The 23119-nt window shown below is 62.2% G+C and carries 21 protein-coding genes; 15 read left to right on the top strand and 6 right to left on the bottom strand.

The window, feature by feature from the left end; all coding sequences use genetic code 11:
* Window positions 1-20 precede the first annotated feature (20 nt).
* From RAS12_RS09965 to RAS12_RS09955, 3 genes are read left to right on the top strand one after another with little or no spacing between them, the layout of a single operon-like run.
* The gene (locus RAS12_RS09965) at window positions 21-2027 is read left to right on the top strand and encodes an alkaline phosphatase family protein (RefSeq protein ID WP_306947827.1); all 2007 of its coding nucleotides are present in this window, start codon (window positions 21-23) and stop codon (window positions 2025-2027) included.
* A gap of 21 nt (window positions 2028-2048) precedes the next feature.
* The gene (locus RAS12_RS09960; RefSeq protein WP_306947826.1) at window positions 2049-2237 is read left to right on the top strand and encodes a hypothetical protein; all 189 of its coding nucleotides are present in this window, start codon (window positions 2049-2051) and stop codon (window positions 2235-2237) included.
* Between the two features lie 35 nt (window positions 2238-2272).
* On the top strand, window positions 2273-4444 hold the full coding sequence (locus tag RAS12_RS09955) for a phosphocholine-specific phospholipase C (protein ID WP_306947825.1): 2172 nt from the start codon (window positions 2273-2275) through the stop codon (window positions 4442-4444).
* 4 nt (window positions 4445-4448) lie between these two features.
* Here the strand turns inward: RAS12_RS09955 and RAS12_RS09950 are convergent, their stop codons facing one another.
* The gene (locus tag RAS12_RS09950; RefSeq protein ID WP_306947824.1) at window positions 4449-5351 is read right to left on the bottom strand and encodes a LysR family transcriptional regulator; all 903 of its coding nucleotides are present in this window, start codon (window positions 5349-5351) and stop codon (window positions 4449-4451) included.
* Window positions 5352-5444: 93 nt separating this feature from the next.
* On the opposite strand from RAS12_RS09950, the gene ggt reads away from it, so the two are divergent.
* Both ggt and RAS12_RS09940 read left to right on the top strand, forming a co-directional pair.
* Window positions 5445-7073, top strand: coding sequence for a gamma-glutamyltransferase (gene ggt / locus RAS12_RS09945; protein WP_306947823.1), 1629 nt, complete (start codon window positions 5445-5447; stop codon window positions 7071-7073).
* Window positions 7074-7109: 36 nt separating this feature from the next.
* A complete protein-coding gene (locus RAS12_RS09940; protein ID WP_306947820.1) occupies window positions 7110-8621 on the top strand; it encodes an ABC transporter substrate-binding protein in 1512 nt (503 codons plus the stop codon).
* On the opposite strand, the gene RAS12_RS09935 is transcribed toward RAS12_RS09940, so the two are convergent.
* Window positions 8570-8824, bottom strand: coding sequence for a hypothetical protein (locus RAS12_RS09935; protein ID WP_306951733.1), 255 nt, complete (start codon window positions 8822-8824; stop codon window positions 8570-8572). The two genes, RAS12_RS09940 and RAS12_RS09935, sit on opposite strands and share 52 nt — an antisense overlap.
* Between RAS12_RS09935 and RAS12_RS09930 the strand changes: the two genes are divergently transcribed.
* The 3 genes from RAS12_RS09930 to RAS12_RS09920 are packed head-to-tail and all read left to right on the top strand — an operon-like array spanning window position 8751 to window position 12453.
* Entirely contained in the window at window positions 8751-9695 is a 945-nt protein-coding gene (locus RAS12_RS09930; RefSeq protein WP_306947819.1) for an ABC transporter permease, read from the top strand. The genes RAS12_RS09935 and RAS12_RS09930 overlap by 74 nt on opposite strands.
* Window positions 9692-10570: a nickel transporter permease gene (gene nikC, locus RAS12_RS09925; RefSeq protein WP_306947817.1), complete on the top strand. Its 879-nt coding sequence runs from the start codon at window positions 9692-9694 to the stop codon at window positions 10568-10570. The genes RAS12_RS09930 and nikC overlap by 4 nt, the downstream gene beginning before the upstream one ends.
* Window positions 10571-10584: 14 nt before the next feature.
* Window positions 10585-12453, top strand: coding sequence for a dipeptide ABC transporter ATP-binding protein (locus RAS12_RS09920; RefSeq protein ID WP_306951392.1), 1869 nt, complete (start codon window positions 10585-10587; stop codon window positions 12451-12453).
* Here the strand turns inward: RAS12_RS09920 and RAS12_RS09915 are convergent.
* On the bottom strand, window positions 12450-13127 hold the full coding sequence (locus tag RAS12_RS09915; protein WP_306947815.1) for a LysE family translocator: 678 nt from the start codon (window positions 13125-13127) through the stop codon (window positions 12450-12452). The two genes, RAS12_RS09920 and RAS12_RS09915, sit on opposite strands and share 4 nt — an antisense overlap.
* Window positions 13128-13267: 140 nt before the next feature.
* Between RAS12_RS09915 and RAS12_RS09910 the strand changes: the two genes are divergently transcribed.
* From RAS12_RS09910 to RAS12_RS09895, 4 genes are all read left to right on the top strand, one after another.
* Window positions 13268-13804, top strand: a complete 537-nt coding sequence (locus tag RAS12_RS09910; RefSeq protein WP_306951390.1) for a YaeQ family protein — start codon at window positions 13268-13270, stop codon at window positions 13802-13804.
* Between the two features lie 104 nt (window positions 13805-13908).
* Window positions 13909-14508, top strand: coding sequence for a TetR/AcrR family transcriptional regulator (locus RAS12_RS09905; RefSeq protein ID WP_306947814.1), 600 nt, complete (start codon window positions 13909-13911; stop codon window positions 14506-14508).
* 106 nt (window positions 14509-14614) lie between these two features.
* Entirely contained in the window at window positions 14615-15319 is a 705-nt protein-coding gene (locus tag RAS12_RS09900) for an SDR family oxidoreductase (protein ID WP_306947813.1), read from the top strand.
* Between the two features lie 7 nt (window positions 15320-15326).
* Window positions 15327-16787, top strand: coding sequence for an MFS transporter (locus tag RAS12_RS09895; RefSeq protein WP_306947812.1), 1461 nt, complete (start codon window positions 15327-15329; stop codon window positions 16785-16787).
* A 52-nt stretch (window positions 16788-16839) separates the two neighbouring features.
* On the opposite strand, the gene RAS12_RS09890 is transcribed toward RAS12_RS09895, so the two are convergent.
* Window positions 16840-17970: a hypothetical protein gene (locus RAS12_RS09890; RefSeq protein ID WP_306947810.1), complete on the bottom strand. Its 1131-nt coding sequence runs from the start codon at window positions 17968-17970 to the stop codon at window positions 16840-16842.
* Entirely contained in the window at window positions 17963-18604 is a 642-nt protein-coding gene (locus tag RAS12_RS09885; RefSeq protein WP_306947808.1) for a hypothetical protein, read from the bottom strand. Before RAS12_RS09885 ends, RAS12_RS09890 begins: the two co-directional genes overlap by 8 nt.
* Before the next feature lie 124 nt (window positions 18605-18728).
* Between RAS12_RS09885 and RAS12_RS09880 the strand changes: the two genes are divergently transcribed.
* Both RAS12_RS09880 and RAS12_RS09875 read left to right on the top strand, forming a co-directional pair.
* A complete protein-coding gene (locus RAS12_RS09880) occupies window positions 18729-20432 on the top strand; it encodes a sensor domain-containing diguanylate cyclase (protein WP_306947807.1) in 1704 nt (567 codons plus the stop codon).
* Between the two features lie 651 nt (window positions 20433-21083).
* The gene (locus RAS12_RS09875) at window positions 21084-21581 is read left to right on the top strand and encodes a hypothetical protein (RefSeq protein WP_306947804.1); all 498 of its coding nucleotides are present in this window, start codon (window positions 21084-21086) and stop codon (window positions 21579-21581) included.
* 14 nt (window positions 21582-21595) lie between these two features.
* On the opposite strand, the gene RAS12_RS09870 is transcribed toward RAS12_RS09875, so the two are convergent.
* Window positions 21596-22216 (bottom strand): chorismate--pyruvate lyase family protein, encoded by a 621-nt coding sequence (locus RAS12_RS09870; RefSeq protein ID WP_306947802.1) that lies wholly within the window; start codon window positions 22214-22216, stop codon window positions 21596-21598.
* An 87-nt stretch (window positions 22217-22303) separates the two neighbouring features.
* On the opposite strand from RAS12_RS09870, the gene RAS12_RS09865 reads away from it, so the two are divergent.
* Window positions 22304-23035 (top strand): pseudouridine synthase, encoded by a 732-nt coding sequence (locus RAS12_RS09865; protein WP_306947801.1) that lies wholly within the window; start codon window positions 22304-22306, stop codon window positions 23033-23035.
* Window positions 23036-23119 lie beyond the last annotated feature (84 nt).

The raw sequence follows: 23119 nt of genomic DNA, 5'->3' as shown, positions 1-23119 counted from the left end.
CATGAAACGAGAAGACAAACATGCAAGCATTGAGTTGGAGAAGATGGTGCGCCATGTTGCTGGCTACCAGCGCATTGGCGGGCTGTGGGGGAAGTGATGATGACGAGGCTGACACCCCGGCGCCGCCGCCGCAACCGCCCGTGACCCAGCCTGGCCAAGCCAGCGTCGACAAGGTGCTTTTCATTGGTGTCGACGGTTTGACCTACGACGCGTTGCGCCGTGGCATGGCCGACAAGAGTCTGGCCAACATCGGTCAACTGAACGTCACTCGCGCCTGGACGGGCGGGGTGACTGGCAACGTAACTCAGCAACCCACGCTTGAGGCGCCGGGCTGGGCCACCTTGTTGACGGGGCAGTGGGCCGATACGCATGGCGTGCGTTCCAACGCGCAAGGGCAGGCAGCAAAGTCGCCGACCTTGTTCCAGCGCGTCAAGACTGCGCATCCCGAGGCGCGCACCGCAGGCGCTTTCAATTCGCCGGTGCTGGCCAGCTTGGTCGGCAATGACCGTGATGCCGGTTACCTGCAAACCCTGACCGATTGCGCGGGCGTTGATGATTGTGTGGCGACGCAAGCGCGCGACCGCATTACGGAAGGCTACGACGTTGTCGTGGCGCAGTTTGGCGCGCCCGAACGCGCCGCGGCCGAAAGCGGCTTTGGCGCGAACTATCAAGCGGTCATTCACCAGACGGATGCCGCCGTGGGCGTCCTGGCCAAGCAGATTGCTGACCGCCGCGCGGATCATCCCAACGAGAACTGGCTGCTGGTGGTGGCTTCCAGCCATGGCCTGGGCAAGACCGGGGTGGGCGACGGGTTGCCCCTGTCGGCCAACAAGACCATCTGGCTGGCCAGCAATCAGCCGGCACAGTTGGGCGGCAGTGCGGATGACGCGTCGTTTGACGGCGTGTGGGACGCCAATTGGTATGCGCTGCCCAGCGCTGCTGATGTGACACCGACGCTGCTGTCGCACTTGCAAGCGCTGCCGGCAACGGGTCAATACGACATGGCCGGCACGTCGCTGGCCGAGCCCTTGGCGTTGCGCCGGCTGTCGGCCCGCACATCCATGGATAACAAGACCGTGACCTTGAACTGGGTGCGCGTGGGCGAACCGGATGGCGACATCGTGGTCAGCCGCGATGGCGCCGAAGTGGCGCGTGTGCCAGGCACAGCGGCGGAATACACGGACACCGGTTTCACGTTTGACGCGGAAGGCGTGCATGCCCTGAACTACAGCGTGTCCGCGGGCCACGCCACCAGCGCCACGCGCGCCACGGTGGTTTACGCCAAGCCCGTGCCGTTGCTGGCTTCGTTGCGCACGGGTCTGACGATGTTGTTCCCGTTTGAAGGCAACACCAACGATCTGGCTGCGGGCGGGGGCGTGATCACCCCGTATGACGGCGCGCAGGTTCCGGCTTACGCGAACGCGGGCGTGTTCGGCAAGATGTTCAAGAACGACCGCAGCGCGGACCCCATGGGCGCGTTCAAGCTGGATTACCCGGCGGGCCTGCTGGATTCCGTCCAGGCCTTCACCATCGGCTTCTGGTTCCAGTCGGACGGCACGGCCAATGACCGTTCCATCCTGGGCAACAAGGACTACAACTCGGGCGCAAATCCTGGCATCACCATCGCCCAGTGGGCCGGCCCCGAGCTGCGCTTCAACCTGGCGGGCGGCACGCGCGTCGATATCAATGGCGTGAAATTCACGCCCAACAAACCGGTCTACGTGGCCATGACCGTCAACAAGACGGCTAAGACCATGGCGGCCTATGTCTACGACCCCGAGTTGGGTTTTATCAGCCGCTCCGTTCCCACCGCCGCCGTCGATCTGACCAAGGTGGCCGGTCTGTTCGGGCCGCACCTGGGCTTGAACGAAGACGGCAAGGGCACCTACGGCGTCTGCTGCGCCGGCACCAAGGGCCCGTACACGATGTATTTCGATGACCTGGCCTTTTGGTCGCGGGCGTTGACCGAGGCGGAAGTGAAGTCCCTGGCCATGTCCGGCAAGTCCGTTTCCGACCTGTTTCCCTGAAGTTTCTAGGATAGATAAACCATGAGTAAGTCCATGATCTTGCGCGGTTTCCTGCGCCTGGGCGCGGTGTTGATGTTGAGCGTGACGCTGGCAGCCTGCGGCGGCGATGACGGCGATGACAGCCCGCCGCCGGATAACGGCGGTCAGCCGGAAACGCCGACCCCTGTGCCGCCCACGCCGGCCAAGCCCGAACTGCGTTGCGCGCCTTAAGCCGCGTTCCCTACAGAGTCATAGGAAAAAAATCCGTGAAGTCCGAAAAAGACCCGATCCACGCCGGCAAACGCCGCTTCCTGCGTAACGCGGCAGCCTCTACTGCTGGTCTGACCGCGCTGTCGATGTTCCCGCCGTCCATTCGCCGTGCGCTGGCCATTCCGGCCAATAACCGCACTGGCACGATCAACGACGTTGAACACGTGGTCATCCTGATGCAGGAAAACCGCTCGTTCGACATGTACTTCGGCACGTTTAAAGGCGTGCGCGGTTTTGGTGATCGCATCACCATTCCGTTGCTGCAAAACCGCTCGGTCTGGGAGCAGACCAACGGTACCCGCGTGGTGATGCCGTATCACTTGGACAGCACGCAAGGCAATGCGCAGCGTGTGTCCGGCACGCCGCATGACTACATGGATGCGCAGATGGCCTGGGACGGCGGCCGCATGTATCAGTGGCCGCGCTACAAGCAGAACCAGTCGATGGGTTACTACCGCAAGAAAGAGGTGGAGTTCCAGTTCGCGCTGGCTGAAGCCTTCACCCTGTGCGATGCCTACCACTGTTCCACCCACGGCGGCACCAACACCAACCGCCTGTTCCACTGGACCGGCACCAACGATCCGCTGGCGCAAGGCAACGGCCCGTCCACCCGCAACCAATGGGACAGCCTGGGCGCGTCGACTACCGGCTGGACCTGGAAGACCTATCCTGAACGCTTGCAGGAAAGTGGCGTGACCTGGAAGGTCTATCAAAACCTGCCCGAGAACTTTGGCGACAACCCGCTGGCGGGTTTCCAGCAGTACCGGCGCGCCAACGAGCAGGCGGGCAACACCGCCAGCGGTTCGCCGTACCCGGCCTGGACTCCCAGCGCGGACGCCGCCAATCCGCTGTACAAGGGCACGGCCAACACAATGCCTGATGGCGGTTTCCTGCAAGCGCTGCGCGACGACGTCAACAACGGAACCTTGCCGCAGGTGTCGTGGATTGTGGCGCCCGCCACTTACTCCGAGCATCCCGGACCGTCCAGCCCCGTCCAAGGCGCCTGGTATATCCAGGAAACGCTGGACGCGCTGACGTCCAATCCTGATGTGTGGAGCAAGACCGTCCTGTTGATCAATTTTGATGAAAACGACGGCTACTTCGACCACGTGCCACCGCCCGCCGCGCCGTCCTTGAATGCGGACAACTCGATGGCGGGCGCGTCCACGGTCAACACCGATCTGGAACGTCACACTCGCGCCTCGGCCCAGGACGTGGCCGATAACCGGGTTTACGGTCCGGGCCCGCGTGTGCCCATGTACGTGGTGTCGCCGTGGAGCCGTGGCGGCTGGGTCAACTCCCAGGCGTTCGATCACACATCTGTGCTGCGTTTTCTGGAAGCGCGATTCGGCGTGCCGGAAAAGAACATCAGCCCGTGGCGCCGCGCCGTGCTGGGCGATCTGACGTCCGCCTTCAACTTCGCAACGCCCAACAGCGAAAAACTGCCTGATCTGAATCTGCTCACGCGTACGGGTTCGGACCAGTTGCGCGCCGCGCAGGAAGCGCTGACCGCCGTGCCGCTGCCGGACACGACGACGCAGGCCAAGCCCGTGCAAGAAAAGGGCTATCGCTACTCGCGCGCCTTGCCGTACGAATTGCACACCAGCGGCCGCAGCCAGCCCAGCATGGGCAATATGTGGCTGCTGTTCTCCAACACGGGCAAGCAGGCAGCGGTGTTCCACGTCTACGACCGCCTGCATCTGGACCGTCTGCCGCGCCGTTATACGGTGGAGCCCGACAAGCAATTGGAAGGCAGCTGGGACACGGCGGCCGACGGCGGCAAGTACGACCTGTGGGTATTGGGTCCGAACGGCTATCACCGTCACTTTGCAGGCGATCTGGCTTTGGCCCGCACCTCGCAGATCGACGCCGAGATCCGCGTCTGCTACGACATCGCCAACGGCGACGTGTATGTCAGCTTCATCAACAGCGGCAAGGACGCCTGCACGTTCAACGTCACGCCGAACGCCTACTACACCAACAACGAGCGCTGGAGCTTCACGGTGCCCGCAGGCAGCAAGGTGGAACAGCACTGGGCCTTGGCCGGCAGCGGCAGCTGGTATGACTTCACGGTGCACCTGGCGGAAGATCCCGCCTACGTGCGCCGCTTTGCCGGCCGCGTCGAAACCGGCAAATCGTCGGTGACCGATCCGGCAATGGCCACGTAAGGCGTTAAGCGGCGGTTTGCGGTTCGCGCGTCCGGAAGGCCGTGGCGCACGCTTCGCAGATCGCCGCTGTAATGCTCTGGCGCGCATGCTCGCGCCGTTCCAGCATGCCAATGGCCCGCGAAAGCGGGCCTAAGTCTTCCGGCAGCATCAGAATCCGCAATTCCGGGCTGTGCTGCCAATTGGATCCATTGATGAGCGGCAGCAGGGTGACGCCCACTTCCTGACGCACCAGCTCCACCAGCGTTTCAATGGCGTTGAGTTCCAGGAACTCATTGAGCGGCACCGCCAGGCGCCGCAGCAGCCGGTCAATTTGCAATCCTGTGCGCTGGGTGCGGTCAAAACGCAGAAAGGGATTGCTGGCCAACACCTGACGCGCGTCCTTACCCGCGGCCGAGGCAGGCGCAATCACTACAAGCTGCTCTTCATATAGAGGGGTCCAGCGCGTGCTGGCCATTTTGCGGCCCGCTTCCACCAGGAAGGCTGCGTCCAGCTCGCCGTCCTCGACCTTGCCCGCCAACTCGCTGGCTTTGCCGGACAGAATGCGCACATCCAGCTTGGGATGGGCCTTTTTCAGCCCCGATACCACCTTGGATAGCGTGCCCATGCACGACACGATGCTGCCGACGGATACCGCGCCAGCCAATTCGCCGGGGATCGTGCGCGGCCGCCGCATTCGGTCGTATAAATCCAGTAAATGCTTGATTTCAGGTAGTAATTCGCGCCCGGCTGCGTTAAGAATGGCAAGACGGCCGCTACGGTCGAACAGCTCGCGGCCGAGCTCGGCTTCCAAGGAGCGCATCTGGAAGCTGACGGCAGCTTGGGTCAGGGCGACTTGCTCCGCAGCTTCGGAAAACGAGCCATGGTGAGCCACTGCCAGGAAAGTGCGTAAAAAACGGATCGTACTCATAAAATTTTCTTTTATGACGGAACAAAAAATCAAATTGATTTAATTAGACCACGGGAGTAACTTCGCCCGCTTAACCGTTATGAGACTAGCCACATGAAATCGTTTGACTGGGGCAACCCGTATCCTTCTGTTCGCATTCCGCTGTTTGCCCGCAACGTGGTGTCCACGTCGCATCCGCTGGCGGCTCAAGCAGGGCTGCGCATGATGCTCAAGGGCGGCAACGCCGTGGATGCCGCCATCGCGGCCGCCGCGACGATTGTCCTGGTCGAACCGGTGTCTTGCGGTCTGGGCGGCGACTGTTTCGCCATTGTCTGGGACGGCAAGGAATTGCATGGCCTGAATTCGTCCGGCGTGGCGCCCGCCGCGTGGAACACCGAATACTTCAAGCGCAAGTACGGCGTGGGCGCCGATGGCTTGGCCATTCAGCCCAAGCGCGGCTGGGACGCTGTGACGGTGCCGGGCGTGGTCGCTGGTTGGGCGGCGCTGCATGAAAAACTGGGCAAGCTGCCGTTTGAGCAATTGTTTGAACCCGCCATCGAAATCGCCGAGCGCGGTTATGCCGTGCCGCCGGTCGTGGCGCACAAGTGGAACGCTGCCGCAGAAGAGCTGAAGTCGCAGCCCGGCTATGCACAAGCCTTCATGCCCGAGGGCCGCGCGCCCAAGGTCGGCGAACACTTCCGTTTCCCGGACGCCGCCAACACGCTGCGCCGCATCGCAGCATCCAAGGGCCGCGACTTCTACGAAGGCGAACTGGCTGACCGTATCGCCGCCTTCAGCAAGGAATGCGGCGGCGCGATGACGCTGGAAGATCTGCGCAACTACCGTCCGGAATGGGTCAAGCCCATCTCCAAGTCGTACCGTGGGTACGAGCTGCACGAGATTCCGCCCAACGGCCAAGGCATTGCCGCGCTGATTGCGCTGGGTATCGTCGAACGCTTTGATATGTCCGATATTCCGGTCGACTCGGTGCAATCGCAGCACATTCAGATCGAAGCCATGAAACTGGCTTTTGCCGACCTGTACAAGTACGTGGCCGACCCGCGCGCGATGCAGGTGACGCCTGAGCAAATGTTGTCGGATGCCTATCTGGACAGCCGCGCCAAGCTGATTCGCCTGGATCAGGCCACGCATTTCGAAGCCGGCCGCCCGCACGCCGGCGGCACCATCTACCTGACCGCTGCCGACGAGAACGGCATGATGATCTCGTTCATCCAGTCCAACTACATGGGCTTTGGATCGGGCGTGGTTGTGCCGGGCACCGGCATCAGCATGCAGAACCGCGGCGTGGGTTTCTCGATGGACCCCAAGTCGGCCAACGTGGTCGAAGGCGGCAAGCGTCCGTTCCACACCATCATCCCGGGTTTCCTGACGCGCGGCGGCAAGCCGGTCATGAGCTTTGGCGTGATGGGCGGCGACATGCAGCCGCAAGGCCACATGCAGACCGTCGTCCGCATGATCGACTATCACCAGAACCCGCAGGCCGCATGCTGCGCGCCGCGCTGGAAGGTCAACCGCGACTTCACGCTGGACATCGAAACCAACATGAAGGCTTCCACCATTGCGGGTCTGAAAGACCTCGGGCATGCTTTGAAGTCCGTTGACGATCCCTATATGGACTTCGGCGCCGGCCAGTTCATCTGGCGCATGTCCGAGAACGACAACGAACTGGGTTATGTCGCCGCCAGCGACAGCCGCCGCGATGGCCAGGCGGTCGGCTTCTAATCGTTAAGCACGCAAGCAACAAGGGGAAACCACATAATGAAACGCTTGACCATGACCTTCGGCGCCAGCTTGCTGGCGCTGGCCGCGGGCGCGGCTACCGCCCAGAACATCCGGATCGGCCTGCAGGAAGATCCGGACGTGCTGGACCCGCATCGCGCCCGCACCTATGTTGGCCGGATTGTGTTCACGTCGCTGTGCGACAAGCTGGTGGACATTGATCCCAAGCTGCACTTTGTGCCGCAACTGGCCACTTCGTGGTCGTTCAGCCCCGACAACAAGGTGCTGACTTTCAAGCTGCGTGAAGACGCGTTGTTCCATGACGGCAGCAAGTTCGACGCCGCCGCGGCCAAGGCCAACCTGGAACGCGCCATGACTCTGCCGGACAGCCTGCGCAAGGGCGAACTGGCATCGGTTGAAAAGGTAGAAGCGCCGGACGCCACGACGCTGGTGCTGACCTTGAAAAAGCCGGACGCCACTTTGCTGGCCCAGCTGTCCGACCGCGCCGGCATGATGCTGTCGCCCAAGACCTTCACGGATGACGCCGCCGCCGTGGGCCGCAAGCCGGTCTGCTCCGGGCCGTACAAGTTCGTTGAACGAATCCAGAACGATCGCGTCGTGCTGGAAAAGTTTGATCAGTACTACGATGCCAAGGACTACGCCTTCAAGCGCGTGACGTTCCTGCCCATACCGGACACGACGGTGCGCCTGTCCAACCTGCGCGCTGGCGACCTGGACATGCTGGAACGCCTGAACCCGTCCGATGCGCCCCAAGTCAAGAACGACCCCAGCGTGACGTTCGCGCCGGTGGCCGGCCTGGGTTTCCAGCAGTTCATGTTCAACGTGGGCAACGGCAAACGCGCTGAAGACAACCCGTTCAAGAACAAGCTGGTGCGCCAGGCGTTCCAGTACGCCATCGACCGAAATGCCATCAATGAAGTGGCCGGCGGCGGCATTTTTGAACCGGCCCAACAGCCGTTCCCGCCTGCCAGCCCCTATCACAGCGACAAGTTTCCGGTCACCAAGCGTGACGTGGCCAAGTCCCGCGCTTTGCTGAAGGAAGCGGGCTTTGAGCGCGTGAAGGCAGAGCTGGTGTTCGGCAACAACACCACGACCTCGTCTGTGGCCGAGATCGTGCAGGCCATGGCGACCGAAGCCGGTTTCGACCTGTCTTTGCGCCCCACGGAATACGCGGCCCTGCAAAAAGAATCGTCGGGCGGTAATTTCCAGGTCGTGATGCTGGGCTGGTCCGGCCGGGTTGATCCCGACGGCAACATCCACTCCTTTGTCACCTGCAAGGGCGCGTTGAACGATGGCCACTACTGCAATCCGGAAGTGGACAAGCTGTTGAACGAAGCCCGCACCGTGCCGGACGAGGCCAAGCGCAAGGCCATCTATGACCAGGCGCAAGCCATCATCCAGGACGAATTGCCAGGGGTGTATAACTACTACCAGCCGTGGCCGTTCGCGCTGGCCAAGAAGGTCAAGGGCTTCACGCCTTACCCCGACGGCATGATCCGCCTGAAGGGTGTGACGTTCGCACAGAAGTGATCGTGGCGCGGCGGTTTTCCGCTGCGCTGGCCGGACGCGCTTTGCGCGTCCGGTTGTTCTTTGCGGCGGGCGCGCACCGCGCCAAGTCCGCCCGGCACCGTCCGTTGTTTTTGTTTTACGGTTTCCCACATGCTTAAACTTATCTTGCGCCGCGTGATCGTCGCGATACCGACACTGATACTGGTGTCGATGATCGTCTTCATGCTGCAAAAAATCCTGCCCGGCGACCCCGTGCTGACCCTGGCCGGAGAAGAGCGCGACCCGGCCGTCCTGGACTATCTGCGTGACAAATACCGCTTGAACGACCCGCTGCCGATGCAATATGCGGCCTGGGCCGGTCAGGTTCTGCAAGGCGATCTGGGCAAGTCCCTGCGCACCGACGTGCCCGTCACGACGCTGATTGCGCAAAAGTTGCCTGTGACGCTGCAACTGGCCGCCATGGCCATGTTCTTTGCGCTGCTGGTGGGTATCCCAATGGGTATCATCGCCGCGGTGCGCAAAGGCAAACCCATTGAGATGGGGGCGAACATCGCGGCGCTGTCCGGCATGTCGATTCCCAATTTCTGGCTGGGCATCATCCTGATCATGGTGGTGTCGGTGCAATGGAAGCTGCTGCCGGCTTCAGGTTATGTGTCGCCAGCGGAAGACTTCTGGCTGTCGATCAAGACCATGCTGATGCCGTCGCTGGTGCTGTCGACGGCAATCGCTGCCTATCTGATGCGCCACACGCGTTCGTCCATGCTGGAAGCGCTGTCCGCTGACTACGTGCGCACCGCGCGCGCCAAGGGCGTGTCGCCGCGCAAAGTGGTGTTGCGCCACGCCTTGCGCAACGCGCTGATGCCTATCGTCACGCTCGTGACCTTGCTGTTTGGTGAACTCCTGGCTGGCGCCGTGCTGACCGAGCAGGTCTTCACGATTCCCGGTTTTGGCAAGCTGGTGGTGGATGCGGTGTTCACGCGTGACTACGCGGTGGTGCAGGGCGTTGTGCTCTGCGTGGCGGTGGGCTTCATTTTGATGAACCTGCTGGCCGACATTCTTTACATCCTGGTCAATCCCCGCCTGAGGCACTCATGAGCGCACTTCCTGCAACGGCCGCAGCCGTCCCGCCGCCCCGCAGCCGCAATCGCGCCTGGGGGAAATTCAAACGCAACCACATTGCCATGCTCGGGCTTGGCATTGTGGCGTTCTTTGTTCTGCTGGCCATTCTGGCGCCGTTCATCGCCAACCATGATCCCTTGCAGACCAGCTTCACCACCATCCGCAAAGCGCCGTCGGCGTCGTACTGGCTGGGCACGGATGAACTTGGCCGCGATATTTTCAGCCGCATGGTCTATGGCGCCCGCGCCTCGTTGATGGCGGGCCTGGTATCAGTGCTGATCGCGCTGGTCGTCGGTGTGCCGTTTGGTCTGGCCGCCGGTTATTTCGGCGGCTGGACTGACAGCATCATCTCGCGCGCCACCGAAGCGCTGCTGGCGATTCCGTTCCTGATCCTGGCGATCGCGCTGGCTGCCTTTTTAGGACCCAGCCTGACCAATGCCATGATCGCCATCGGCGTGTCCGCCGCGCCAAAATTCGTGCGTCTGACGCGCGGGCAGGTGCTGGCGGTCAAGAACGAAGACTATGTGCAGAGCGCGCGCGCCCTGGGCGCGTCTGACCTGCGCATCATCGGCCGGCATGTGTTTCCCAACGTCATGCCGCCGTTGATCGTGCAAGCCACCATCACCATCGCCACGGCCATCATTGCCGAAGCCAGCCTGTCGTTCCTGGGTCTGGGTCTGCAACCGCCGACGCCGTCGTGGGGCTCGATGCTGAATACGGCCAAGAACTTCATGACCCAGGCGCCCTGGATGTCTATTTTCCCCGGATCGGCCATTTTCCTGGTGGTGCTGGGCTTCAATCTGCTGGGCGACGGGCTGCGCGATGCGCTCGATCCGCGTCAGGAAAAGTAATCACTATGGCAACTATGGACCCCAAACGCGTCGTTCAGGTCAATGACCTGACCGTGCGCTTCAAGACGCCTGACCGTACGGTGGAAGCCGTGCGCAATGTCTCGTTCCACGTCGATCGCGGCGAAACCCTGGCCATCGTGGGCGAGTCCGGTTCGGGCAAGTCCGTCACGTCGCTGGCGCTGATGCGCCTGGTGGAATACGGCGGCGGCAAGATCGTCAATGGCGGCATGCTGCTGCGCCGCCGCAGCGGCGATGTGCTGGATCTGGCCAATGCGTCGGACACCACGCTGCAACGCGTGCGCGGCGCTGACGTGGCGATGATCTTCCAAGAACCCATGACCTCGCTGAACCCCAGCTTCACGGCTGGCAATCAGATTGCCGAAGCGCTGCAACTGCATCAGGGCTTGGACGCGGCGGGTGCGCGCGCTGAAACCTTGCGCATGCTGGAACGTGTGCGCATTCCTGAAGCGCGCGCCATTCTGGACCGTTATCCGCACCAGTTGTCGGGCGGCATGCGTCAGCGCGTGATGATCGCCATGGCGCTGTCCTGCAAGCCTCAGCTGCTCATTGCGGACGAACCCACGACCGCGCTGGACGTCACCATCCAGGCCCAGATCCTGCAACTGATCCGTCAGCTGCAAGAAGAAATGGACATGGGCGTGATTTTCATCACGCACGATATGGGCGTGGTGGCGGAAGTGGCTGATCGCGTGCTGGTCATGTATCGCGGCGACAAGGTCGAAGAGGGCGGTTCGGACGAGATTTTCGCGGCCCCGAAGCACCCCTACACCCGCGCCTTGCTGTCTGCCGTGCCGCGTCTGGGCGCCATGCACGGCACGGACGAACCCGCGCCGTTCCCGCTCCTGAAGGTGGATGAAGCCGCCAGCGTGCCCAACCCGGCGCAGTTGGTGGATTCCCCTGTGGCCGCCCCGTCCACCGTGCGCCGTGAAAACGGTCCGGTGCTGAAGGTGCGCGACCTGACGACCAGCTTTGACATCACGGGCGGCATTCTTGGCAGGGTGCAAAAGCGCGTGCACGCAGTGGAAAAGGTCAGCTTTGATCTCTACCCCGGCGAAACGCTTTCGCTGGTGGGGGAATCCGGTTGCGGCAAGACTACGACGGGCCGTTCGCTGCTGCAACTGGTCAAGAGCAAGAGCGGCACGATCGAGTTCGACGGCCAGAACATCGGCGCCCTGCGCGGCAGCGCCATGCAGACGCTGCGCCAGCACATCCAGTTCATCTTCCAAGATCCTTTTGCGTCACTGGATCCGCGGATGACGGTGGGCTATTCCATCATGGAACCCTTGCTGATCCACAACGTGGCGCGCGGCAAGGCAGCGCAGGACCGCGTGCGCTGGCTGATGGACAAGTGCGGGCTGCTGCCCGAAATGATCGACCGCTATCCGCATGAATTTTCGGGCGGTCAACGCCAGCGCATCTGCATTGCGCGCGCGTTGGCGCTGAATCCCAAGGTGGTGATTGCGGATGAATCCGTGTCAGCGCTGGACGTGTCGATTCAGGCGCAGATCGTGAATCTGCTGCTGGACCTGCAACGTGAACTGGGCGTGTCGTTCCTGTTCATTTCGCACGATATGGCGGTGGTGGAACGGGTGAGCCACCGTGTGGCGGTGATGTACCTGGGCCAGATCGTCGAGATCGGGCCGCGCCGGGCAATCTTCGAAAACCCGCAGCATCCCTATACCAAGAAGCTGATGGCCGCTGTGCCAATTGCCGATCCGCAGCGCCGGCACCGCGAGCGGTCGTTGCTGGTGGACGAGATTCCGAGCCCGATGCGCAAGCTGGGAGACGATCCGCTGGTAGAACCCTTGGTTGCCGTGGGAGACGGGCATTTTGTCGCCCGGCACGCCATCGGGGTTTATTAACGCTTTTCCAGCGCCAGCCGCAATCCAAAAGCAATAAACACCGCCCCGGTCATACGGTCCAGACCCGTCATGACCGCTGGGCGGGATAACCATCTTGCCAATGGCCGGGTCGCGGCAACCAGTAAGGCAAACCAGGCCATTCCCACCATCGCGTGAACGGCAGACAGCAGCAAGCTGAAGCTCAACACGTCTGTGCCGGCGGGGATGAACTGGGGCAGGAAGGTGATGTAGAAGACGCCAACCTTGGGGTTCAACGCGTTGGTCAGGCAGCCGCGCAGAAACCAGCCGGTCGCGCTGGTGTTGCGCGGGGCGGCGTAGGACGCGGCAGGCGCTCGCCCCGCAGACATGCCGGCAGCCGCAACAACCCCGGCAGATTTACGCCCGGGCAGCGTGCGCCAAAGCAGCTTCGCCCCCAGATAGAACAGATAGATCGCCGCGCAGACACGCAGCACGTCGTAAGCCAAGGTGGAAACCGCCAGCAGGGACCCCAGGCCCAGCGCGGCGATGGCGCCCCAGAGCAGGCAGCCGGCGCTGATGCCCAGGCCAGCCATCAGTGCGCGCCGTCCGCCCTCGACGGCAGCAGTGCGTAACACCAAGGCATTGTCCAGGCCGGGCGTAATGGTAAGAATGGCGGCGGCTAGCGTGAAGGCGAGCAGGGCAGCAGTGGCGGTCATGGGTCGGCGCGACGGATCAAGACGATGAGCGGCGGGCAGTGCCGCAGGCGGAGTGTAGCGCCGTTGTGCGCGCCGGGCCGCTGCAAGGCGGTATCATGGCGGCCTTCACGCAATTCGCTTTATCTACCGGATTTTTCGCCATGGCCCTGCGCGCCACTATCTACAAGGCCGAACTCAACGTCGCCGATACCGACCGCCACTATTACGGCAGCCACTCGCTGACGGTCGCCCGCCACCCCTCGGAAACCGACGAACGCCTGATGGTGCGCCTGGTCGCCTTTGCGCTGCATGCGCAGGAAGATCTGGCGTTCACCAAAGGCTTGAGCGACACCGACGAGCCTGATCTGTGGGTCAAGGATCTGACGGGCGCGGTCAAACTGTGGATTGAAGTGGGCCAGCCCGAAGAACGCCGCATTCTGCGCGCCTGTGGCCGTGCCGACGAAGTCATCGTCTATTGCTACGGCGGGTCGGCAAGCAAGATCTGGTGGGACGGGGTGCGCAATAAGCTGGAACGCACCCGCAACCTGAAGATCATCAATCTGCCGTCGGATCAGACCCGCGCGCTGGCCAAGCTGGCCGAGCGCACGATGCAGCTCAATGCCAATATTTCGGACGGCATTGTGTACTTTTCGGCCGACAAGGGCGAAGTCAGCGTCGAACCGGAAGTGTGGCGCTGAAAACGCGCCTGAACTGACCGGTTACAACTCACCCAAAGATTTTTCTTGCACGTGGGTTTTTTCCAGGATTAATATGATCTTCATCATATTTAAGGCATCCGATCATGTGCCCCCCGTCAAACCGCAAAGAGCTGTCTCACGAACGCATCGTTGATGCGGCCGCGCGTGCGATTCGCCGCGAAGGGTACGCGGGGGTGGGCGTCGCAGACGTCATGAAAGAAGCGGGTCTGACCCACGGCGGGTTCTACGCCCATTTTCCATCGCGCGACGCGCTGCTGGCCGCCGCGATGGAACGCGCCGGCCGTGACGGCGCGGCCCGGATGTCCAAGAACATGGCGCAACGCCGTGCCGAAGGCGCAAGCCCGTTGCGTGCCTGGGTGGAAGCCTATCTGGGCGATAGCCATCTCGTGGGTTGCGAAGGCGGGTGCCCCGTGTCGGCCTTGGCCTCGGAGATTCCGCGCCAATCTGCCGAAGTGCGCGAAGTCTCTGCAACACGTGTTCAACGGCTGCTCGAAGCCGTTCAACAAGCGCTGCCCGCCACGGCGGATGAGCATGCCGGCGTGGCGGTCACCAGTACATTGGTGGGCGCCTTGCAACTGGCCCGGGCGTTTGGCGACAACCCGCAAGGACGCGCCGTGCTGGCGTCCGCCCGCAAAGCCATCCTGGATCAATACGACCACGAGGCCGTCAGCACGTCTCAATAAACCGCAATTCCCGAGGCCGCCTTGCGCGGTCTTTTTACCCCCACAAAATATGATGATCATCATATTTGTTTATTCGTAGCAGTCACTTTCATCAGGAATATCCGTCATGGATCTCAAGAATGCAGTCGTACTGATTACCGGCGCCAACCGTGGCCTGGGACTGGCGTTTGCCCGCGAAGCCTTGGCGCGCGGCGCACGCAAGGTCTATGCCGGCGCGCGCAACCCGTCCTCTATTACGTTGGAAGGCGTGGAGCCGATCAAGCTGGATGTGACCAGCCCCGAGGACGTGGCCGCCGCAGCCGCCTACGCCACGGATGTCACCCTGGTGATCAACAACGCGGGCATTGCCGATTTTGGCGGCTTCATGGCGCCCGGCAGCATCGAATCGGCGCAGCGTCACCTGGACACCAATCTGTTCGGTTCATTACGCGTCGCTCAGGCATTTGCGCCGGTGCTGGCCGCCAACGGCGGCGGGGCATTGCTGAACGTGCTGTCGATCGCCAGCTGGATCAATGGTCCGCTGCTGGGCGTCTACGCCATGAGCAAATCTGCCGCGTGGGCCATGACGAATGGCTTGCGCAATGAATTCCGCGCTCAAAAAACCCAGGTGCTGGGTTTGCATATGGGCTTTGTTGATACGGACCTGACGAAGGGTATTGACGGTCCCAAGTCCACGCCGCAAGCCATCGTGAGCCAGGCGTTTGACGGTCTGGAAGCGGGCGCCGAGGAAGTGCTGGCCGATGAGCTGACCCGCCAGGTAAAGCAGGGCTTGTCCGCCGAGCCGGCGGTGTATTTGAAGGCATTGGGATAAGACCATCATGCACGCCACCGCCCGATCCGCGCCAGCGCCGCTATCTGCAAATGCCGCCGCGAATGAGCCAGCGCTTGCGCCTGGCCAACCGCCAGCCCACGCGCCTGCCACGGCGTCTCCATGGCCCATATTCTGGGTGTCCAGCATCGCTGTCTTTCTGGTGTCGTTGGACAGCACCATGTTGTACGCCGCGTTCGGCGCGCTGCGCGCCGGATTTCCCGAGGCAACTGCCGCGGATATGTCCTGGGTGCTTAACGCCTATACCGTCGTCTTCGCGGCAATGCTGATCCCTTCAGGCGGCTTGGCTGACACCCACGGACGCAAGCGGATGTTCATGGTGGGGGTGGTGCTTTTTCTGGCGGCCTCAGCGGCCTGCGGTCTGGCAGGCAGCGTGGCCTGGCTGATCGCCGCTCGTGTGTTGCAGGCGATTGGCGCGGCCTTGTTGACGCCCGCGTCGCTATCGATCGTGCTGGCGGCATTTCCCGTGTCGCAGCGGGCCGTGGCGGTCAGTCTTTGGGGCGCCGTGGGCGGCCTGGCGGCCGCGGTTGGTCCCAGCCTGGGGGCTTTCGTGGTGGATACGGCCGGCTGGCCTTGGGCGTTCTACATCAATCTGCCTTTGGGAGCCTTGTCGCTTTGGTACGGCGCGAGCCTGCTTAAGGAATCCGTGAAGCCCGACGCCCGCCGGCGTGTGGATGGCGTAGGCATGGCGCTGCTGATGGTGGCCGTAGGCGCGATGGCGCTGGCGATCGTGCAGTCTGAATCGCCGTCCTGGAGCCGTCTGGAATTGGGCGTCGTGGCCACGATGGGCGTTGTCGCGCTGGCGGCCTTCGTGGCCTGGGCGCGCGCCACGCCGCATCCCCTGGTGGACTTGGCGTTGTTCAAGCACCGCACTTACCGGTATGTGAACCTGGCTACGTTGAGCTTCGGGATTGCGTTTGCCATGATGTTCTTTGCGTTCTTCTTTTACATGACGGGCGTGTGGCACTACAGCCTGCCGCGGGCCGGTCTGGCGGTAACGCCTGGGCCGCTGCTGGTGATGCCCACGGCTATCTTGACCGGGCGCTTGGCGGCGCGCATGGGGCACCGGCCCTTTCTGGTGGGCGGGTCGCTGATCTACGCGGCCAGCGGCCTGTGGTTTTTGCTGGTGCCGGGCGAACAGCCGGCCTATCTGACGCAATGGCTGCCGGGCTTGCTACTCAGCGGCATAGGCGTGGGCATGGTGTTGCCGTCTTTGTCGGGAGCTGCCGTCAGCCGATTGCCGGCGCAGCACTATGCCGTGGGCAGCGCCGTCAATCAGGCCACGCGCCAGATCGGAGGCGTGCTGGGAGTCGCGATTACGGTGCTGATGCTGGGCCATGGGGAAGCCAGCCATGCGGCGTTTTCACCGTTGTACATGGCGCACGTGGGCCTGGCCTTGCTGACTGCGGTGTTGTGCCTGGCGGTGGATACGCGGCCAAGCAAAAAGTGAAGGGCTCGTCCCGGCGCAAACCGGGGCGCGCAACACGTAGCCGGGCGCGCTTTCAGCCGCCGCAAGCATCCGGCGTCAGGTTCGCCGGATCGCCGCAAGCTTGCCAACGCGCCTGCGTCAGGGCTGGCAGCAGCACAACGCGTCCCATCGGATCGAAATAAAACAGTACCCGGCCCGGATGGGCGTGCATGGCCTGCCAAATCTGCTCTTGGGCCTGTGGCGTCAGCCGCGCCACCCCTTGGGGATCGGTCTCACCCTTGGCCAGCACGATTTGCAGATCGGGGTCCCAGGATGATTGATCTTCTCCGTCCATGGGGACATCGTCCGCAATGCGCACGATGCGCCATTGCATGCCAGGAATTTCGCCCGATAGCGCCGCCAAACTTTCTTTTTGCAGCGGATACGCGCGGTCTTGCTTGGACGGCGGGGCAGGGTAGCCGTAGGTTCCTTGGCCCACGGCTGGCGCTCCACGGGCGGAATGCTGCGTCAAATAACGCTGGCCCGGCTTGCCTTGCGGATCGAACGTCTGAACGGCCAGCGGCTGGCCCGGTGTCAGGGTGTCAATCACGCGAAGCAACTGACCCGCTTCATTGCGCACATAGTGCCGGCTGATGCCCGGCCCTTTGGGATCGCCGCAAAGGTCGTCGATATAAGCCGTCAGCGCGCCTTGCGCGTTGCGGACAAGGCAAGCGTTGCGTGTTGCCGTGTAAGACAGCTGGTCAGAGGTGCCGCCCGAGCCCATGTCGTACTCCGTGGCGTGGGTCAGCGCGCCAGAAGCGTCATACGCCAGCAGGTAGCCGCCAGTCAGCAACGGTTTGCCCCTGGCCTGTGTGTAGCGCTCCACGCGGCACAACCGGCCTTCTGGATCGAAATACAGCTTGGTTGGGGCCGGCCGGACCGACTTGTCCAAGACTTGATAGGCAGGCCAATCGACCTTGTCGGCCCACGTTTGCGGGGTCAGATCGCCAGTATCTTCGGTCCACACCAGTTTGCTGCGCGTCGGAACGCGTTCGCCATGCCGGCCAAGCAACACCCGTTCGTCGCTGAGGTTGACGGAGACAGACATGGCCGGCAATGCCGGCGCAACAGAGAAATCCGAATTCGCAGGGCCGCAGCTCGCCAGTGCGGGTGCGGCGTGTGCGGCGGCTGCCAGCGCGATGGCCATAGGCAGGCGCTTAAGCATATTGGAGCGTGTCCATGAACTTCACCAGATCCCAGAATTCCTTGGATATGCCGCCCAGCCGCAGTTTGCCCTGATGGTCTTCAAACAGCAGGAATGGGTAGGCATCGCGCGCGAACTCGCCTGGGTCTGGCAAGCGGTAGGGTTTGAAGATTTCAGGGTTGCTGAAATAACGTTCCAGCCGCCCGCCGCCGTCCACGTGCATGTAACGGACCCGCAGCGCGTCTTTCTTGTAGCCGGCATGGGTGTCGGGATAGATCCCGCCGTCACCCGCTACCACCGAGCTGGCCAGCGCGGCCATGAACACGCGTTGAATGCCCACGAAGCGGATTTGCCCCTGCGTGCTGCCGCGCGGAGCCTGTGCCAATTCCCTGACTGCCTGGGTAGCTCGTGAGCCGGGCACCAGGGTTTTGGCGAAGAGCGCGTCCACGTCGGCAGTTTTGGGATCGGGCGCCAGCAGCAATTGCTGGAAGTCCTGCTGGAAGTCATGCAGCCATTGCTGATAGCGCTGATTCTCGGCCTGACGGTCAAAGGATTGGGCGCTGCAAACCCCGGCGTACACGGTCACCAGACCCGCCAAGGCCAACAGAAAAAAGGGCCGCAGCCAGAGGGCTGCTGTGTAACGGTATGTACGCATAGGGGAGCGATGATATCTCCCAAAGTACTGCTATTTTGCGTGCGAAAGTGACAAAATGTCATCCGAAGCGGGTAGCATGTGCGCTTGGTTGGACTTATGAATTGCGTATTGATCAGGTCTGGAAATGCCCGCTTCAGGTGATGTTCCCTCTGCTCCTGCGCCAACGGATAGTCCGGATATTTCTTCTGACTGCCTGCTGGATCAGGACGGCCCCTTAGATAGGCTGGCGCGTCTGGCAAGACGTTATTTCGGCGTGGATATCGTGCGGGTCGCTTGCATTGATGCCGATGGCGTGTGGCAGGCTCAAGCGGGCGACCTGGCTATAGACACAGCCGTCACCGCATTTCCCTTTGTGGCCGAGTGTCCGTTGCGCGCCCGCGACGGCCGGCAATTAGGCGCTTTTCGTCTTCTGCACAGTCAAGAGCGGGGCTTTGATGATGGCGACAGGCGGGCGCTCCATGATTTCGCCGCCCTGGCCGCCACGGCCATCGAAAAGCGCCAGGCGATGGCCTTGGACCGGGCAGGCGAAGACGGTTGGCGTGACGAAGCGCGCAAATTGTCCCTGGCAATTGCCGGCAGCGGCACAGGCGTCTGGGACCGCAACGTGGTGACAGGCGAAATCCGCTACTCGCCCGGCTGGAAGGCGCTGCTGGGTTATAGCGAAGACGAACTGTCCACTCGCATCGAAGAAGCCTATTCGCGTTTGCATCCTGATGACGCCGCTTATGTGCGCGAATCAATGCAGGCCCATTTTGACGGCAAGACCGAGAGTTACGAGGTCGAGCACCGCATCCGCTGCAAGGACGGCAGCTACAAATGGATTTGCAGCCGGGGCAAGGTCGTCAGCCGCGATGAATCCGGCCGTGCCTTGCGCATGATGGGCACTACCACCGACATCAGCGCCCTGCGCGCCATGGCGCAACGCGTGCAACAGACGGCCGATCTGGTCGTGAACCTGACTGACGCCGTGCCCGGCCTGGTTTTCCAGTGCATTGCGCTTCCCGAGGGCGGAGCGCGCTTTTCCTACGTCAGCGCGGGCATCTGGGACATGTTCGAACTGACCGCGAACGATGTGCAAGCCAGCACCCTGGCGATTGAACACCGGGTTCACGCCGACGATTTGACGGCCTATCGCGAGTCATTGCGCGTTGCCACCCTGGAACAATCACCCTGGCAGCTGGAGTTTCGCGTCTGCCTGCCCCTGCAAGGCCTGCGCTGGCGCCGTGGCGACGCCAGCCCGCGCCGCGCCGCCGACGGCTCAGTGGTCTGGCATGGCTTTGTCACTGACATTACCGACCGCAAGCGCGCTGATTTCGAACTGCTGGAACTGGCCGTCACCGACGCCTTGACGATGCTGCCCAACCGCCGCCATTTCATGTCGCGCATCGCGGCCGAACTGGCCCGCTTAAAGCGCGAAGGCAATCGCCATTCGGCGGTGCTGATGTGCGATCTTGACCACTTCAAATCCATCAACGACACCTGGGGCCACGCGATAGGCGACGGCGTGCTTCAGCATTTTGCGAACACGCTGCGCGCGCAATTGCGCGAGATCGATCTGGTAGGGCGCATCGGGGGCGAAGAGTTCGCCATCGTGCTGCCGGATGCCGGCATTGAAGACGCCCATCAGTTTGCCCGCGGCGTTCAGCGGCGCATTGCGGATGCGCCATTTTCTGCGGCGGGGCGGCGTATTCCGCTGACCGTCAGCATAGGCATCGCTACGATGCACACGCTGGACGCGGATGCAGAACTGGCGTTGGGCCGCAGCGACCAGGCGCTTTATAACGCCAAGCAACTGGGCCGTAACCGGATCGAATGGCTGATGGCGTAGCTCGCCAGTTCCAGTCGTTTGCCTGCGCAGCAAAGCGCAAATTGTTGGGGGTGGGTGGATTTATTTTTTAATAAAAAGTGGGGGTTGGGTGGGGGGGGGGGGGTTTATAATAAATTTATTTGGGGGGTTGATTAAGGTGGTAGGGATGAAGGAAAGTGAGGATTAGTAAGTTTAGTTAAGTGGTTTGTGAGGGGGTGAATTGAGTTGTAGAGGTATGGGTTTAGGATTTGTGTGGTTGAGGAAGGAGGGGTTGGGGAGGAATAAGTGATTGAGGAATGAAGAGTTATATTGTTGGTCTATGAGAATAGGGTTTTTTATGAGAGTGTGTGGGTTGTAAGATGTTAATTATTGAGTGATAATGATGGACGGAGCGTTGATGAAGATGAAAGGGAGTAGGTGAATGGATTATGGTTTTAGATTAGAGTATGTGTTAGAGTGAAGTAGTATATTGTTGTTGTTTGATAGGAGTATGGAGTGGTGGTGGGAGATTAGGTTGAGGGGGAGGAAGGGGGGTGTGGAGGAAGGGGGTGGGAGGGTGATTTAGGAGGTGAAATTGGGGAATTGAAGGTTGAAGTATTGGTAGTGTATTGGGTAAGGGGTTATAGGATGGGGCTAGGTGGGGGAGTATAGGTTTGGATGGATGAGGTGTAGATGCTGGCGCCAGGATATGCCTTCAGATTGCCGGCGCAGGATGGCATTGGAGATTGCCTGAACTTCATCTTGCTGCCTGGGGATTGGTGGTCGCGGGCTGAGCGTACTTACGGCGTCGAGCGTGTCGCCGAATTTTTCGTGAAGTATGGCTCGCCTGTGGGTGCAGAGCCTGCTGCGGCCGCAACCACCACGGCCGCAACCACCGCGGCGGCAACTGCCACGGTGGCGGCTGAAGCAATTTACCTTCCGCGTGCCCCGCAAGCGGTAATGCCTGCGCCCAGATTGCGCCCAAATCCGTGGGGCGTCGTGCTCGCGGTTGGCCTGCTGGCCATGGTGCTGATGCGGTGCTATCACCACTACGAGGGCATCCAGCAGGAACGGGCCATGCAAACGGCCTGCGCCACAGGCGGGCCGATGTTCGAGGCAGCAACAAAGAAACTGTCTAGCGACGAAAAGGCGAGCTACCTGGTGACGTTCCGCAAGCAAATGGGGTGCTGACCGCAGCCCTGCGCTTAGCGCGCCGTGCGTTGATGCGGCACCAGCGGCGGCACGGGCTGGCCGTTGATCAAGTCCCAGAATCCGGGCAGAAAACACTCAGCTACCAATAGCGGCTGGCCCTGGCGCCAGAAAACCGAGCGGCGCGCCCAGATCCGGCTGCCGTCCTGATCCCTGCGTTCTGCCGGCAAGACACCGTGCGCCGATGCGTGAAACGGCACCGGTGATGCCAGGCGGCGGCACGCGAATGGCGAGCGGATGACGGTGCTGTCGTGATACAGCATGTCGGCCAGCGGCCGCGTCAAGAGGCGGCGCATGCCCTGCCAGGCGCCATGCGAGGCGCGCAACGGCGTCAGGCTACGCGCCGGCACGCTGTCCACGCCGTTCACCGACATCAGCACTTCACGTATCCAGACGGGCGATCCGGGCGCAATGCCCATGGCCTGGGCTTCGTCCAACGGCGCGCCATCGGCGTATTCGGCCAGCACGCGCAGGCGGACGTGGCCAAGCTGGCGCAGGCCAGCGGTCAGCGCGCCCGGCCGGAACAGCCAGTGGCGTTGGGCGGCGGGCAGGATGGCCGGGGCTTGCGCCAGCCAGCCCATGGCAAGGGGAGGGTGATGTGCTGCGGGTTTCATCATGGCTGCGTATTATGCCAAGCCCGGCTGACAGCCCCTATGCGGCGCAGTGCCGCAGGGGCAGCCCGGCATCCGCATACAATACCGCCCATGGAAAAAGTACGAATCTCCAAGCTCATGTCCGAGCGCGGACTCTGTTCGCGCCGCGAGGCCGACAGCTATATCGAACGCGGCTGGGTCCGCGTGGACGGGGTTGTGGTGTCCGAATTGGGCGCCCGGGCCTTTCCCGACCAGGTCATCACGCTTGAGCGCGCCGCGCAGGCGCGCCAGACTTCGCGTGTCACCATTCTGATCAATAAGCCCGTGGGTTATGTGTCCGGCCAGGCCGAAAAAGGCTATACGCCTGCCGTGGCGCTGATCGACGCGCGCTCGCGCTTTGCTGGCGATCGCCATCCTCAACGCTTTGACCGCGGGCATCTGGAAGGGCTGGCCGTGGCCGGCCGCCTGGATATTGATTCCCAAGGCTTGCTGGTGCTGACGCAGGACGGCCGCATAGCCAAGCACCTGATCGGTGAAGACTCAAGCGTCGACAAGGAATACCTGGTGCGCGTACAGGGCGACCTGTCCGACCAGGGGTTGGCGCTGTTGAATCATGGCCTGTCGCTGGACGGCAAGAAGCTCAAGCCCGCAATCGTGCGCTGGCAGAATCACGATCAGCTGCGTTTTGTGCTGCGCGAAGGCAAGAAGCGTCAGATTCGCCGCATGTGCGAACTGGTCGGGTTAAAGGTGGTGGGCTTGAAGCGCGTACGGATCGGCCGCGTATCGCTGGGCGATCTGCCGCTGGGGCAGTGGCGCTATCTGCGCGACGACGAAGCCTTTTGATGGCGATCGCTTGATCGCCAATTGATCGTACAGGCCGACAACTGATGTCGGCCGCCTTCAGATTTTTCAATCTGTTTCTATCCC

Source organism: Achromobacter seleniivolatilans (assembly GCF_030864005.1).
Taxonomy (GTDB): Bacteria; Pseudomonadota; Gammaproteobacteria; order Burkholderiales; family Burkholderiaceae_B; genus Achromobacter; species Achromobacter seleniivolatilans.
This window is presented reverse-complemented; position numbering and strand designations above follow the sequence as displayed.

What these genes read in the sequence shown, in the direction of transcription:
- RAS12_RS09900 (WP_306947813.1), top strand. Translation starts at nt 14,615, where the DNA reads ATGGATCTCAAGAATGCAGTCGTACTGATTACCGGCGCCAACCGTGGC.
- ggt (WP_306947823.1), top strand. Translation starts at nt 5,445, where the DNA reads ATGAAATCGTTTGACTGGGGCAACCCGTATCCTTCTGTTCGCATTCCG.
- RAS12_RS09865 (WP_306947801.1), top strand. Translation starts at nt 22,304, where the DNA reads ATGGAAAAAGTACGAATCTCCAAGCTCATGTCCGAGCGCGGACTCTGT.
- nikC (WP_306947817.1), top strand. Translation starts at nt 9,692, where the DNA reads ATGAGCGCACTTCCTGCAACGGCCGCAGCCGTCCCGCCGCCCCGCAGC.
- RAS12_RS09875 (WP_306947804.1), top strand. Translation starts at nt 21,084, where the DNA reads ATGCTGGCGCCAGGATATGCCTTCAGATTGCCGGCGCAGGATGGCATT.
- RAS12_RS09960 (WP_306947826.1), top strand. Translation starts at nt 2,049, where the DNA reads ATGAGTAAGTCCATGATCTTGCGCGGTTTCCTGCGCCTGGGCGCGGTG.
- RAS12_RS09920 (WP_306951392.1), top strand. Translation starts at nt 10,585, where the DNA reads ATGGACCCCAAACGCGTCGTTCAGGTCAATGACCTGACCGTGCGCTTC.
- RAS12_RS09950 (WP_306947824.1), bottom strand. Translation starts at nt 5,351, where the DNA reads ATGAGTACGATCCGTTTTTTACGCACTTTCCTGGCAGTGGCTCACCAT.
- RAS12_RS09890 (WP_306947810.1), bottom strand. Translation starts at nt 17,970, where the DNA reads ATGCTTAAGCGCCTGCCTATGGCCATCGCGCTGGCAGCCGCCGCACAC.
- RAS12_RS09940 (WP_306947820.1), top strand. Translation starts at nt 7,110, where the DNA reads ATGAAACGCTTGACCATGACCTTCGGCGCCAGCTTGCTGGCGCTGGCC.
- RAS12_RS09905 (WP_306947814.1), top strand. Translation starts at nt 13,909, where the DNA reads ATGTGCCCCCCGTCAAACCGCAAAGAGCTGTCTCACGAACGCATCGTT.
- RAS12_RS09915 (WP_306947815.1), bottom strand. Translation starts at nt 13,127, where the DNA reads ATGACCGCCACTGCTGCCCTGCTCGCCTTCACGCTAGCCGCCGCCATT.
- RAS12_RS09895 (WP_306947812.1), top strand. Translation starts at nt 15,327, where the DNA reads ATGCACGCCACCGCCCGATCCGCGCCAGCGCCGCTATCTGCAAATGCC.
- RAS12_RS09935 (WP_306951733.1), bottom strand. Translation starts at nt 8,824, where the DNA reads ATGAAGACGATCATCGACACCAGTATCAGTGTCGGTATCGCGACGATC.
- RAS12_RS09870 (WP_306947802.1), bottom strand. Translation starts at nt 22,216, where the DNA reads ATGATGAAACCCGCAGCACATCACCCTCCCCTTGCCATGGGCTGGCTG.
- RAS12_RS09885 (WP_306947808.1), bottom strand. Translation starts at nt 18,604, where the DNA reads ATGCGTACATACCGTTACACAGCAGCCCTCTGGCTGCGGCCCTTTTTT.
- RAS12_RS09880 (WP_306947807.1), top strand. Translation starts at nt 18,729, where the DNA reads ATGCCCGCTTCAGGTGATGTTCCCTCTGCTCCTGCGCCAACGGATAGT.
- RAS12_RS09965 (WP_306947827.1), top strand. Translation starts at nt 21, where the DNA reads ATGCAAGCATTGAGTTGGAGAAGATGGTGCGCCATGTTGCTGGCTACC.
- RAS12_RS09930 (WP_306947819.1), top strand. Translation starts at nt 8,751, where the DNA reads ATGCTTAAACTTATCTTGCGCCGCGTGATCGTCGCGATACCGACACTG.
- RAS12_RS09910 (WP_306951390.1), top strand. Translation starts at nt 13,268, where the DNA reads ATGGCCCTGCGCGCCACTATCTACAAGGCCGAACTCAACGTCGCCGAT.